The sequence below is a fragment of the Streptomyces sp. NPDC024687 genome, from assembly GCF_055559055.1.
Map to the genome: position 1 here is coordinate 307,755 of NZ_JBVHLJ010000007.1, position 12,190 is coordinate 319,944.

Annotated in this window: 12 protein-coding genes; 5 read left to right on the top strand and 7 right to left on the bottom strand. The window is 71.4% G+C overall.

Annotated features, from left to right (window positions below):
- Nucleotides 1-19: 19 nt before the first annotated feature.
- Nucleotides 20-565: an arginine repressor gene (locus ACZ39I_RS27885; RefSeq protein WP_069761381.1), complete on the top strand. Its 546-nt coding sequence runs from the start codon at nt 20-22 to the stop codon at nt 563-565.
- A gap of 93 nt (nt 566-658) precedes the next feature.
- On the opposite strand, the gene ACZ39I_RS27890 is transcribed toward ACZ39I_RS27885, so the two are convergent.
- The 5 genes from ACZ39I_RS27890 to ACZ39I_RS27910 all read right to left on the bottom strand — a co-directional run bounded on the left by ACZ39I_RS27890 (nt 659) and on the right by ACZ39I_RS27910 (nt 5,517).
- Nucleotides 659-1,459 (bottom strand): FAD:protein FMN transferase, encoded by an 801-nt coding sequence (locus ACZ39I_RS27890; RefSeq protein ID WP_467247348.1) that lies wholly within the window; start codon nt 1,457-1,459, stop codon nt 659-661.
- Entirely contained in the window at nt 1,452-2,237 is a 786-nt protein-coding gene (locus ACZ39I_RS27895; protein WP_467247350.1) for an FMN-binding protein, read from the bottom strand. Before ACZ39I_RS27895 ends, ACZ39I_RS27890 begins: the two co-directional genes overlap by 8 nt.
- 28 nt (nt 2,238-2,265) lie before the next feature.
- Nucleotides 2,266-3,648, bottom strand: coding sequence for a ferredoxin reductase family protein (locus tag ACZ39I_RS27900; protein WP_467247352.1), 1,383 nt, complete (start codon nt 3,646-3,648; stop codon nt 2,266-2,268).
- Between the two features lie 77 nt (nt 3,649-3,725).
- Nucleotides 3,726-4,154: an FMN-binding protein gene (locus tag ACZ39I_RS27905; RefSeq protein ID WP_467247354.1), complete on the bottom strand. Its 429-nt coding sequence runs from the start codon at nt 4,152-4,154 to the stop codon at nt 3,726-3,728.
- Nucleotides 4,155-4,164: 10 nt separating this feature from the next.
- Nucleotides 4,165-5,517, bottom strand: coding sequence for a ferredoxin reductase family protein (locus ACZ39I_RS27910; protein WP_467247356.1), 1,353 nt, complete (start codon nt 5,515-5,517; stop codon nt 4,165-4,167).
- Nucleotides 5,518-5,667: 150 nt separating this feature from the next.
- Between ACZ39I_RS27910 and ACZ39I_RS27915 the strand changes: the two genes are divergently transcribed.
- Nucleotides 5,668-6,408: a response regulator transcription factor gene (locus tag ACZ39I_RS27915; protein WP_467247358.1), complete on the top strand. Its 741-nt coding sequence runs from the start codon at nt 5,668-5,670 to the stop codon at nt 6,406-6,408.
- On the top strand, nt 6,405-7,847 hold the full coding sequence (locus ACZ39I_RS27920; RefSeq protein ID WP_467247360.1) for a sensor histidine kinase: 1,443 nt from the start codon (nt 6,405-6,407) through the stop codon (nt 7,845-7,847). The genes ACZ39I_RS27915 and ACZ39I_RS27920 overlap by 4 nt, the downstream gene beginning before the upstream one ends.
- Before the next feature lies 1 nt (nt 7,848).
- Here ACZ39I_RS27920 and ACZ39I_RS27925 read toward each other — a convergent pair whose 3' ends face one another.
- Both ACZ39I_RS27925 and ACZ39I_RS27930 read right to left on the bottom strand, forming a co-directional pair.
- Nucleotides 7,849-8,436 carry a pyridoxamine 5'-phosphate oxidase family protein gene (locus ACZ39I_RS27925; protein ID WP_467247362.1) on the bottom strand — a complete coding sequence of 196 codons (588 nt, stop codon included), beginning with the start codon at nt 8,434-8,436 and terminating at the stop codon, nt 7,849-7,851.
- Between the two features lie 121 nt (nt 8,437-8,557).
- A complete protein-coding gene (locus ACZ39I_RS27930) occupies nt 8,558-9,445 on the bottom strand; it encodes a hypothetical protein (protein WP_467247364.1) in 888 nt (295 codons plus the stop codon).
- Between the two features lie 197 nt (nt 9,446-9,642).
- Here ACZ39I_RS27930 and argH point away from each other — a divergent pair, with 197 nt between their 5' ends.
- Nucleotides 9,643-11,070 carry an argininosuccinate lyase gene (gene argH, locus ACZ39I_RS27935; RefSeq protein ID WP_467247366.1) on the top strand — a complete coding sequence of 476 codons (1,428 nt, stop codon included), beginning with the start codon at nt 9,643-9,645 and terminating at the stop codon, nt 11,068-11,070.
- Between the two features lie 148 nt (nt 11,071-11,218).
- Nucleotides 11,219-12,190, top strand: a complete 972-nt coding sequence (locus ACZ39I_RS27940; RefSeq protein WP_467247368.1) for an aldo/keto reductase — start codon at nt 11,219-11,221, stop codon at nt 12,188-12,190.

The following is a 12,190-nucleotide window of genomic DNA, read 5'->3' on the forward strand; positions in this document are numbered from 1 at the left end:
TCCGGAGAATGAGACGACGATGAGCCATGCGCAGGATCACGAGCACAACGGGGTCGCGGGGCCCGCGGTGCCGCAGACGCGTACCGCGCGCCACCGCCGGATCGTGGACATCCTCAACCGGCAACCGGTGCGGTCGCAGAGCCAGTTGGCGAAGCTGCTGTCCGACGACGGGCTGAGCGTCACACAGGCGACGCTCTCCCGGGACCTCGACGAGCTGAACGCGGTGAAGATCCGCAACAACGACGGGGACCTCATCTACGCGGTGCCCAGTGAGGGGGGTTTCCGGACCCCTCGGGCGCCGTTGGGGGAGTCCGCCAAGGAGGAGCGGATGCGGCGGCTCTCACAGGAGCTGCTGATCTCCGCGGAGGCTTCGGCGAATCTCGTGGTCCTGCGGACCCCTCCGGGGGCTGCGCAGTTCTTGGCGTCGGCGATTGATCAGGCCGAGCTGCACGACATCTTGGGGACGATTGCCGGTGACGACACGTTGATGTTGATCAGCCGGAACCCTACGGGTGGGCAGGCGCTGGCCGAGCATTTGTTGCGGTTGGCTCAGAACGGGCATTGAGGTCGTCGGTCGGGTGCGGGTTCGTGGGGGCTGGTCGCGCCCACGCGGCGGAGCCGCAAATCGACACAGCCCCGCGCCCCTGGGCAGACCGACTCACCCGAGTCGAGCTGCCAGGCCCCCTGTACACCTGACCTCATCTCCCGCCGTGATCAGCAACGCCTCCACGTCCGGCAAGGACTCCAGCCACGCCAGGCCCTCCCTCGAACCCATCGCGAAGGCCGCCGTCGCCCAGCAGTCCGCCCAGGTCACGGTCGGGGCGACCACCGTCACCGCCAGCAGGTCCGTCACCGCGGAGCGGCCCGTGCGGGGGTCGACGATGTGGGCGCCGCGTTCGGCCGTGCCGGACGTCGCCACGGCCAGCTCCGCCGCACCCGCCGCCGAGACCACGGCCGCCAGGCCGCCGGGGCGCAGGGGGTCCGACACGCCTACCCGCCAGGGGCGTTCCGGGCCCGGTACGCCCAGCAGTTGGACGTCTCCGCCGCCGTTGACGCTGACGCCCGTCGCGCCCGACTCGGCGACGCGGCGGGCCGCACGTTCCACCGCCCAGCCCTTGACGATGCCGGTGGGGTCGAGGCGGCCCTCGTAGCGCAGGCTGAACCAGCCGTCGCTCGACCGCTCGGCCTCGGCGCCGAGTTCGAGGACCTCGGCGACCTCGGGATCGCAGTCGTCCAGGGCCAGCTCACCGCGGGCCAGGCGGGAGACCTGGCTGTCGTCGCGGTAGGTGCTGAACACCTCGTTCACGCGGTGCAGTCCCGCCACCGCCTCCCGCAGTGCCGCCTGAACGGCAAGAGGTTCCCCGCCGCGGACGTCGAAGGAGAAGACCGTCCCCATGACCTCCTCCGCGTGACGTACCGCGGCGGGAGCTTGTGCCGGCTCGGCCACCGTGTCAGCCACCGGCCTGGTCCAGCGCGGACTGCAGCGACTTCTTGTAGCCCTCGCTGGTGTAGGTGGCACCCGACACCGAGTCGATGTCCGCGCTGCCGGCCGCCACCGCCTCCTGGTTGAGCTTCGGAATGGACAGCGCCGTCTTCTGGTCGCTCGTCCCGCCCTTCGGCGCCTGCACGGCCTCGGCCTTGGTGACCTTGCCGCCGCTGACGGTGATACGGACCTGGACCGGGCCGTACTGCGTCTGCGACACGGCACCGGTCACCGTCTTGGCGGCCGCCGCGCCGCCGGCGGGCTGGGACGGCTGCGCCGACGGCTGGGCCTGGGAGGCGGCCTGGTTCGCCTTGTCGATCGCCGACTGGAGCGACTTCTTGTAGCCCTCGCTCGTGTAGGTCGCCCCGGAGACCGTGTCGATCTCCGGGCTCTGCTTGGCGACCACGGCCTGGTTGAGCTTCGGCACCGACAGGGCGGTCTTCTGGTCGCTCTCGCCGCCCTTGGGCGCCTGCACCGCCTCGGCCTTGGTGATCTTGTTGCCGCTGACGGTGATACGGACCTGGACGGGACCGTACTGGGTCTGGACCACGTCCCCGGTGACCGCGCCGCCGGCGGCCGCCCCGGTGCCGCCCTGGGCCGACTCCTGCGCTGCCGCCGTCTGCTGCGGAACCGCACCGCCCGCCTGGGCGGACGCAGGGTCCGAGGACGGCTTCAGCGACAGCAGCAGCACGACACCGGAGACGGTGGCGGCGGTCGCGAGCACGACTCGACGGACGGGGTGACTCTTCCTCATCGCTTCAACAGCTCCTGAATTCCCGTCGTCACATCTCGAACGACTCGTGATGGATGCGGCGGGCGGGCACACCCGCGCCGCGCAGTGCTTCGTACACGGACTGCGCGAAACCGTTCGGCCCGCACATGAACACGTCGTGCTTGTCGATGTCGGGGAGCTTGCGCTGGAGGGACTCCGCGGAGATGTCCGGGCGCTCCCCGTCCGGGCTGTTCACCGCGTACATCAGGCGGGCGCCGCGCTCGTCCGCGATGGCGGAGAGCTCGTCCCACAGGGCCAGGTCCTGGGTGGTGTTGGCCCGGTACAGCAGGGTGATGTCACCGGCCGCGCCCGGCAGCGTCTCGAACAGGGCCCGCATCGGCGTGATGCCGACACCGCCGGCCACCAGCAGCACCTTGCCGCGGCTGCGCCGCTGGGCGGTCAGGGCGCCGTACGGCCCCTCGGCCCACACCTTGGTGCCGGGCACCAGCTCGCGCAGCCTCTCGCTGTGGTCGCCGATCGCCTTCACCGTGATCCGGAGCATGCCCGGACGGGGGGCCGCGGAAAGCGAGTACGGGTGGGAGCTGAACCGCATGCCCGGCGCGAGGAAGCGCCAGCGGAAGAACTGGCCGGCCTCCGCGCCCATCCGGTGCAGCTTGCGCCCGCCGATCAGCACGGACACCACGCCCGGCGTCTCCTCGACGACCGCCTCGACGTACATCCGGTGCCGCAGGTTCAGCCGGATCGGGGTGAGGATCCGGTACCAGAGCACCAGCGCGGTGACCGAGCCGTACAGCGCGTACCAGACGGTCTTGGCGACCGGCTCGACCGCGAAGTCGTTGCCGGTGGTCAGCTGGTGCCAGAAGGTCAGGAAGACCGCCGCGTACGTCAGCAGGTGCACGTGGTACCAGGTGTCGTACGGGATCCTGCGGCGGACCCCGCCGATCGACATCAGGCCGATGACGAACAGCAGACCGGTGCCGATGGCCGCCTTGCCCATGTCCGGCAGCTGGTTGATGGAGTCCATCGTCTGCTGGACGATGTCGCCGAGCCCCTTGCCGGCCTGAAGGGCGTAACCCCACATGATCAGGAAGACGTGGGCGACGACCAGACAGAGCGTGTAGCGGCCGGTCATCGCGTGCCAGCGGGCGACCCGGTCGGAGCCGACGCGGCGTTCCAGCGCGGGCACCCGGGCCATCTGGAGCACCACGAGCGCCATCAGATAGCCGGCCAGCAGACCGGTGATCCGGCCCGCGTTGAGGATCTTGCTGTTGTCGTCGGCGACGGACGGTGTGTTGTGCCACCACAGCCACAGCACACCTGCCGCGCCCGCCCATACGGCGAGCAGTAGGACGGTCGCCGGGGAACGGCGCGGGCGGATGCGGCGCATCGTCTGGCGGCGGGCGGCGCGGCCGCCTGCGAGCGTCGTGGTCACGTTTCCTCCGGGGACGGGGGCAAGGGGGGTGGGCGTGGTCCCTTGGTCCTCAGATACGTGCCGTGACGCCGGTGTGTTCAGCTGCCCGCGGAGTCCAGTGCGGACTGGAGTGACTGGCGGTAACCGTCGCTCGTGTAGGTGGCCCCCGAGACCGTGTCGATGTCCGCGCTCTGGGCCTGGAGGGCCTCGCTCCGCAGCCGGGGCAGGGCGTAGCTGTTGATCTCCTGGTCCCGCGGGTTGTCCGTCGGGTAGGTGACCGCCGTGACCTCGGTGAGCTTGCCGTCCTTGAGGGTGATGCGGACCTGGACCGGCCCCCAGCGGGTCTGGACGGAGTCGCCGGTGACGGTCCGGGTTCCCGTGACCGCGGGGGCGGTGGACCGGGTCGTCAGGGCGACGGCAGGCGTGCTGTGCGGCTTCAGCGACAGCAGCATCACCATGCCGGAGACGGTGGCGGCGCTCGCCAGCACGATCCGGCGCAGCGGGCGGTTCTTCTTCAACGCGTGCACGGGTGAGGCCTCACAGCTCGAAGGATTCGTGGTGGATACGGCGATCGGGAACTCCCGCGGCGCGCAACTCCTCGTACAGCTCCCGGGCGAAGCCGTGCGGGCCGCAGAGGTAGACGTCGTGACCGGCCAGGTCGGGGACGGCCGACCGCAGCGACTCGGCGGTGATCCGCGGCCGTTGCCCCTGGGGTCCGTTGAGCAGGTAGTGCACCTTCGCCCCGCGCCATCGCGCGACGGCCTCCAACTCCCCGCCCAGCGCGAGGTCCTCGACCGTGCGCGCCCGGTACAGGAGGGTGACCTCGCCCGGCAGGGTCTCGAACAGCGCCCGCAGCGGGGTGATGCCGACCCCGCCCGCGATCAGCAGCGACCTGGAGGAGGTTTGCCGGTCCCCGGTCAGGGAGCCGTACGGCCCCTCCGCCCACACCCGCGTGCCCGGCCGCAGCAACGCCACGGCCGCGCTGTGGCCGCCGAGCGCCTTGACCGTGATGCGCATGCGGTCGGGGCGGGGCGGCGCCGACAGGGAGTACGGCGTCGACGTCCACCGCAGACCGTCGGCGAGGAACCGCCAGCGGAAGAACTGCCCGGCCCGCGCGCCCAGTCGGTCGAGGTCCCGGCCGTGCACGACGACGGACCACACACCCGGCGCCTCCTGGTGCACGGACTCCACGCGCAGCCGGTGCCGCAGGTTCAGCCGCACCGGGGCGAGGATCCGGAACCACAGGACCAGGGCCGCGACTCCCAGGTACAGCGTGTACCAGGCGGCCGTGGCCACGGCGTTCCCGCTCAGGTCGTTGCCGAGGGCCAGTTGGTGGCCGAAGACGAGGAACACGGCCGCGTACGTGAGGAGATGGACGTAGTACCAGAACTCGTGGCCGGTACGGCGGCGCACCGCGCGCGCGGAGGTGACGCCGACCGCGAGGAGGATCACCGTGCCGGCGGTCGCCTTGAGCATCTCCGGATAGTCCAGGACCACGGTGACCGTCTCGTGCCACAGCGAGGCACTGTCCTGGGCGGCGTACCCGGCGAGGACCAGCCCGATGTGCGCGAGCAGCAGGCAGACGGTGTAGCGGCCGGCCATCGCGTGCCAGCGCGCCACCCGGTCCGAGCCGATCCGCTCCTCCAGCAGCGGGACGCGCGCCATGAGACCCACCAGTACCGCGCAGGCGTACCCGCACAGCAGCCCGGCGATCCGTCCGCCGCCGGTCAGCCACCCGGCCGCACCGACCACGGAACCTGTGTCCGCCCACCACAGGGCGATCACGGCCGCCGCCCCGGCCCACAGCAGGGCCAGTACGGCACCCGCGGGGGAGCGTCGCGCGGGCGGCGCCACGGCCGGTGCGGCCCGCCGCTCGTACACGGTCGTCATAGGTGCGTCCTCTCGCCTGTCCGGGACGCAACTGTGCAAGGCGAACTTCTCAGGACCCTCTGAACGGGCACCCCGCAGAGCGCACTCAGAGGAAACTCAGAGCTTTCCGGGGCCCCCGCCGCTCCGGCCAGGGGTGATGCTGGAGAGGACATGAACATCGCTCGCTCCGGCCGCCCCGCCCTCACCCGCCCCGACGGCACCCCGCTGCGCGTCCTCGTCGTCGACGACGACCCCGACCTCGCCGAAGTCCTCTCCGGCGCCCTGCGCTACGAGGGCTGGCAAGTCCGCACGGCCGGCGACGGGGCCTCGGCGGTCACCGCGGCCCGGGAGCTGCTGCCCGACGCCGTGGTCCTGGACGTGATGCTCCCGGACACCGACGGCTTCGCCGTACTGCGCGCCCTGCACACCGTGAAGGCCGACGTCTGCGTGCTCTTCCTGACCGCCCGGGACGCGGTCGAGGACCGGATCAAGGGCATCACGGCGGGCGGCGACGACTACGTGACCAAGCCGTTCAGCCTGGAGGAGGTCGTCGCTCGGCTGCGCGGACTCCTGCGCCGCGCGGGCATGGCCCGCCAGCTCGACGAGGGCCCCCGGCTGGCCGTGGGCGACCTGGTCATGGACGAGGAGGCCCGCGAGGTCACCCGCGCCGGCGAGCTGATCGAACTGTCGCCGACCGAGTTCGAGCTGCTGCGGTTCCTCATGCGCAACCCGCGCCGCGTCCTCAGCAAGGCGCAGATCCTCGACCGGGTGTGGTCCTACGACTTCGGCGGCCGCGCCCATGTCGTCGAGCTGTACATCTCCTACCTGCGCAAGAAGGTGGACGCCGGCCGCGAGCCGATGATCCACACCGTGCGCGGGGCGGGATACGTGATCAAGCCGGTGACGCCGTGAGGGACCTGCGGCCGCACACACTGCGGGCCCGGCTCACCCTCGGCCTCGTGGTGCTGCTGGCAGTGAGCTGCGCCGCGGTCGGAGTGGCCGCGGTCCTCGCCCTGAGCGGCTTCCTCACCAACCGTCTCGACGAGCAGCTGACCGAGGCCGGGAACCGCTTCGCCGTGAGCCTGGAACTCAAGGGGAAGCCCCAAAAAGACGATCACGACGGCGACGAGCACGGCGACACCCGTCGGCAGGCGACGGGCACGTTCGGCGCCCGGCTCGTGAACGACACCGTGACCGACGCCGCGGTCGTCCGCTCGAGCGGCACCCTGAACGTCGACCTCACCGCCCGCGACCGGAAACGGCTCGCCGCCGTCCCAGTCGACGGCAGGGGCCACAGCGTCGACTTCGCCGCCCTGGGCGGCTACCGGCTCCTTGCCACCCGGGGCCTCGACGGCGACATCCTGGTCACCGGCCTGCCCCTGGAGCCCGTCGAGGCCACCGTCCACCGCCTGGAACTGGTCGGCGGAATCGTCTTCGGTGCCGCCCTCACCGCCGCCGGCGTAGCGGGCGCCCTGTGGGTGCGCTGGTCCCTGCGCCCGCTGAGCCGGGTCGCCGCGACCGCCACCCGGGTCAGCGAACTCCCGCTCGCGAGCGGGGAGGTGGCCCTCCCACCGCGCGCCCCGGAAATTGATCCGCGCAGTGAGGTGGGCCGGGTCGCCGGCGCCTTCAACCGCATGCTCGGCCATGTCGAGGACGCCCTCACCAAACGCCACGCCAGCGAGGAACGGCTACGCAGCTTCGCCGCCGACGCCAGCCACGAACTGCGCACCCCGGTCGCCTCGGTGCGCGGCCACGCCGAACTCGCCCTGCTGCACCCGGGCCCGCTGCCGCCCGAGATCACCCGGGCCCTGGAGCGCATCGCCGCCGAGTCGACCCGCATGGGCGCCATGGTCGACGACCTGCTCCTGCTGGCCCGCCTGGACGCGGGCCGCCCCCTGGAGGCCGCCCCCGTCGACCTCACCCGCCTGGTCCTCGACGCCCTCACGGACGCGCGGGCCACCGGTTCCGGTCACCGCTGGGAGCTGGACCTCCCGGAGGACCCGGTCACGGTGACGGGCGACGAACACCGCCTCCACCAAGTCCTGGCCAACCTGCTGTCCAACGCCCGCCTGCACACCCCGGCCGGCACCAAGGTGACGGTGACCCTGGAGACCGACGCCACCGCCGTGCTGTTGAAGGTCCACGACGACGGCCCCGGCATCCCCGAGGACATCCGGCCGGGCGTCTTCGAGCGCTTCACCCGCGCCGATCGCAGCACCAAGGCGGAGACCGGCGGCGCGGGCCTGGGCCTGTCGATCGTGGCCGCGGTGGTGGAGGCGCACGGGGGCAGCGTGACACTGGAGAGCGCGCCGGGATCGACGACCTTCACCGTCCGGCTCGGCGACGACTGAGTCAGACCGCGGACGGCGGCAGCGGCAACGGCAGCCCGGGCAGTCCGTCCAGGCTCGTGGCGATGTGGTCCTTCTTGGCGAAGTAGGCGCTCAGCGACTCGTCGTCCTCGCGCGCGAACCGCTTGCCGTGCAGCTCGCGGTCGCCTTCGTACGCCATGTACGGCACCGCGTACCCGCAGGAGTCACGGATCAGTTCGGCCGTCACGACGACGATCGCCCGCAGTCCGTGCAGGGACGGGTCGATGTCCGGGAAGTGCGCGAGCAGTTCCTTGAAGCGCGGATCGTCCCGGAAGACCGGCTCGCCGCGTCCGTGCACCCGGACGATGTTCGGCGGCCCCTGGAACGCGCACCACATGAGGGTGATCCGGCCGTTCTCCCGCAGATGCGCGACCGTCTCGGCGGTGGACCCGGCGAAGTCGAGGTAGGCCACGGTGAGTTCGTCGAGGACCGCGAAACAGCCGCGCAGCCCCTTGGGGGAGAGGTTGACCGTGCCGTCGCCCGACAGGGGAGCGGTCGCGGTGAAGAAGAGGGGCTGCGCCTCGATGAAGGTGCGGAGCCGGCCGTCTATGCGCTCATAAGTCTTTCCCATATCTAAGGATTATGAGCGCATACCTTTCGCCTGTCTAAGGAATTCGGGCGTCGATCTGCTCGACGACGCCCGTGGCCGCCCCGGTCGGCGTTCACACGGGGCGGCCACAGCGCCTGTCACGTCACTTGGTGAGCGTGCAGGCGGCCAGGGAGTCGAGGCCCTGCGGCTTCTCCGCGGTACGGCCGATGGAGATGGCGATGCGGTCGATGGTCGACTTCCGCTTGTCGGCCAGCGGGCCGAGGATCGCGTTCTGGACGAAGTTGGCTCCGCCCTGGCCGACCGTGTCGACGAGCCGCTTGTTGGCCTCGGCGATCTGCGTGTTGAGCAGCGCCAGGTTGCGGTCGACCTCGGCCTGCGCGGTCGCGGGGATCGCGGGCAGCTGCGAGGCCACGTCGGGGCAGGAGATGGCGCCCGCGCCGGCGGCCTCACCCGCGTCGCCCGCGTTCCCTGCGTCCCCCGCGTTCCCGGTCTCCTCGGCACCGGCCGCCTCGCTCGGTGTGGCCTCCGCCTCCGCGCCGGCCCCGGCCTCCTCGCCCGCACCCGCACCGGTGTCGGCCGCGCCGCCGACGTTGAGGGCGCAGGTGGCCAGGGAGTCGAGGCCCTGCGGCTTCTCTGCGGTACGGCCGATGGAGATGGCGATGCGGTCGATGGTCGACTTCCGCTTGTCGGCCAGCGGGCCGAGGATCGCGTTCTGGACGAAGTTGGCTCCGCCCTGGCCGACCGTGTCGACGAGCCGCTTGTTGGCCTCGGCGATCTGCGTGTTGAGCAGCGCCAGGTTGCGGTCGACCTCGGCCTGCGCGGTCGCGGGGATCGCGGGCAGCTGCGAGGCCACGTCCGGGCACGTGATGCTGCCGGAGGCGGCCAGCGTGCGGGCGGTGGCGGTGCTGCCCTTGGAGGTCTCCCCGGCGAGGGCGGTACCGGCGACGATCGCCCCGGTCAGTGCCACGGCGGCGGCGCCGCCGATGATCGCCACGCGGCGCTTGTTGTACTTCGGAAGAGCCCTGGACATGCGGATGCCTCACTCGGGGTCGGGAGTGGTCTGTGTTGACAAACGCGGCGCCTGCGTTCGGCGGGAAGTACGGGCAAGCGGTTTCCCGTGTTCAAAGGGAGCGCAAATTCCTCGCCGCTCGCGCCCCAGATTGACGAATCATGCAGCACTCTGCATAATCATGCATGACGTTGAGGTCGGCGGTGAGGAGCAACGAAGTGAGCAGCAACAGCGGTGACGTCCGGCTCTGGGGCGGTCGTTTCGCCGACGGTCCCGCCGAGGCGCTGGCGAAGCTGTCCGCGTCCGTCCACTTCGACTGGCGGCTCGCGCCGTACGACATCGCCGGTTCGCGTGCCCACGCGCGCGTGCTGCACAAGGCGGGCCTGCTGAGCGAGGACGAGCTCCAGCGCATGCACGCGGGGCTCGACCAGCTCGAAGCGGACGTGGCCGACGGCTCCTTCGTGGGCACGATCGCCGACGAGGACTGCCACACCGCCCTGGAGCGGGGCCTGCTGGAGCGCGTCGGCCCCGACCTCGGCGGCAAGCTGCGCGCCGGCCGCTCCCGCAACGACCAGATCGCCACCCTCTTCCGGATGTATCTGCGGGACCACGCCCGGATCATCGGCGGTCTGATCGCCGAGCTCCAGGACGCGCTGGTCGGTCTGGCGGAGGCCCACCCGGACGTGGCGATGCCCGGCCGCACCCACCTCCAGCACGCCCAGCCGGTGCTGTTCGCGCACCACGTCCTGGCCCACGTCCAGTCGCTGTCCCGGGACGCGGAGCGGCTGCGCCAGTGGGACGAGCGCACGGCTGTGTCGCCGTACGGCTCGGGCGCCCTGGCCGGTTCCTCCCTGGGCCTTGACCCGGAGGCGGTCGCGAAGGACCTCGGCTTCGAACACGGCAGCGTCGGCAACTCCATCGACGGCACGGCCTCCCGTGACTTCGTCGCCGAGTTCGCCTTCATCACCGCGATGATCGGCGTCAACCTCTCCCGGATCGCCGAGGAGATCATCATCTGGAACACGAAGGAGTTTTCCTTCGTGACCCTGCACGACGCGTTCTCCACGGGCTCGTCGATCATGCCGCAGAAGAAGAACCCGGACATCGCGGAGCTGGCGCGCGGCAAGTCCGGCCGCCTGATCGGCAACCTGACGGGCCTGATGGCCACGCTCAAGGCCCTGCCCCTCGCCTACAACCGCGACCTCCAGGAGGACAAGGAGCCCGTCTTCGACTCCTGCGACCAGCTGGAGGTCCTGCTTCCCGCGTTCACCGGGATGATGGCGACCCTCACGGTCAACCGCGACCGCATGGAGGAACTGGCCCCGGCCGGCTTCTCCCTCGCCACCGACATCGCCGAGTGGCTGGTCAGGCAGGGCGTCCCCTTCCGCGTGGCCCACGAGGTCGCCGGCGAGTGCGTCAAGGCGGCGGAGGCCGAGGGCAAGGAACTGAACGACCTGACGGACGAGCAGTTCGCCAAGATCTCCGCCCACCTGACTCCGGAGGTCCGCACGGTCCTCAACGTCCCGGGCGCCCTCGCCTCCCGCAACGCCAGGGGCGGCACGGCCCCGAGCGCGGTGGCGGTCCAGCTGGCAGAGGTGAAGGCGGACCTGGCGCTCCAGCATCAGTGGGCCACGGCCAAGAACTAGGGGCGAGGGCGGCTTTCAAGGCGCGCGGGGCTGTACCTTCTGCGGCTCCGCCGCGTGGGCGCGACCAGCCACGCCGCCGCCGCACCCGCCGACGCACCGTAGGACCCACCCCCTGAGGCGAATCGGCATCCCGAGCTACGTTGTCGGTATGCCCTTCGCTCGCCTTGCCACCGCCACCACCCCCACCTGCCACATCGGCCTCGGCCTCGCCGCAGTCGGCCGCCCCGGCTACATCAACCTCGGCCGGGACGAAGACCTCGGAGAGGACCGCAGCGTGGAGACGCTGCGCACCCGCACCCACGAACTCCTCGACGCCGCCTACGTCCAGGGCGTCCGCTACTTCGACGTGGCCCGCTCCTACGGCCGCTCCGAGGAGTTCCTCGCGGACTGGCTCGCAGGGAACCCGCACATCGACGACGTGGTCGTCGGCAGCAAGTGGGGCTACACCTACACGGCCGACTGGACCACCGACGCCGAGAAGCACGAGATCAAGGACCACAGCGTCCGGACGTACGACCGTCAGCGCGCCGAGACCGCCGAACTGCTTGGCGAGCGCCTGGACCTCTACCAGATCCACTCGGTGACCCCTGACAGCCCGGCCCTCACCGACAAGGAACTCCACGCGAGGCTCGCCGAGGCGGCCGCCCAGGGCACCACCATCGGCTTCTCGACCAGCGGCCCCGCCCAGGCGGAGGCGATCCGCGCCGCACTGGAGGTGACTGTCGGCGGCGAGCCTCTCTTCCGCACCGTCCAGTCGACGTACAACGCCCTGGAGACCTCGGCCGGCCCCGCCCTCGCCGAGGCGCACGGCGCCGGGCTCACGGTGATCGTCAAGGAGGGCATGGCCAACGGCAGGCTCGCCGAACCGCATGCTCCGGACGCCCTGAAGGCCGTGGCGGCCGAGACGTCCCTGGGCTGTGACGCCGTAGCCCTCGCCCTGGTCCTCCGTCAGTCCTGGGCCGGCGTGGTCCTCTCGGGAGCCGCCACCATCAGCCAGTTGGCCTCCAACCTGCACGCGGCCGTCGTGGACCTGGACGACGAGCAGCTGTCCCGGCTCGCGGCGCTGGCGGAGGAGCCGGGCGCGTACTGGGAGCGCCGTGCCCAGTTGCCCTGGCACTGA

What these genes read in the sequence shown, in the direction of transcription:
- ACZ39I_RS27885 (WP_069761381.1), top strand. Translation starts at nt 20, where the DNA reads ATGAGCCATGCGCAGGATCACGAGCACAACGGGGTCGCGGGGCCCGCG.
- ACZ39I_RS27895 (WP_467247350.1), bottom strand. Translation starts at nt 2,237, where the DNA reads ATGAGGAAGAGTCACCCCGTCCGTCGAGTCGTGCTCGCGACCGCCGCC.
- ACZ39I_RS27910 (WP_467247356.1), bottom strand. Translation starts at nt 5,517, where the DNA reads ATGACGACCGTGTACGAGCGGCGGGCCGCACCGGCCGTGGCGCCGCCC.
- ACZ39I_RS27915 (WP_467247358.1), top strand. Translation starts at nt 5,668, where the DNA reads ATGAACATCGCTCGCTCCGGCCGCCCCGCCCTCACCCGCCCCGACGGC.
- ACZ39I_RS27925 (WP_467247362.1), bottom strand. Translation starts at nt 8,436, where the DNA reads ATGGGAAAGACTTATGAGCGCATAGACGGCCGGCTCCGCACCTTCATC.
- ACZ39I_RS27930 (WP_467247364.1), bottom strand. Translation starts at nt 9,445, where the DNA reads ATGTCCAGGGCTCTTCCGAAGTACAACAAGCGCCGCGTGGCGATCATC.
- ACZ39I_RS27940 (WP_467247368.1), top strand. Translation starts at nt 11,219, where the DNA reads ATGCCCTTCGCTCGCCTTGCCACCGCCACCACCCCCACCTGCCACATC.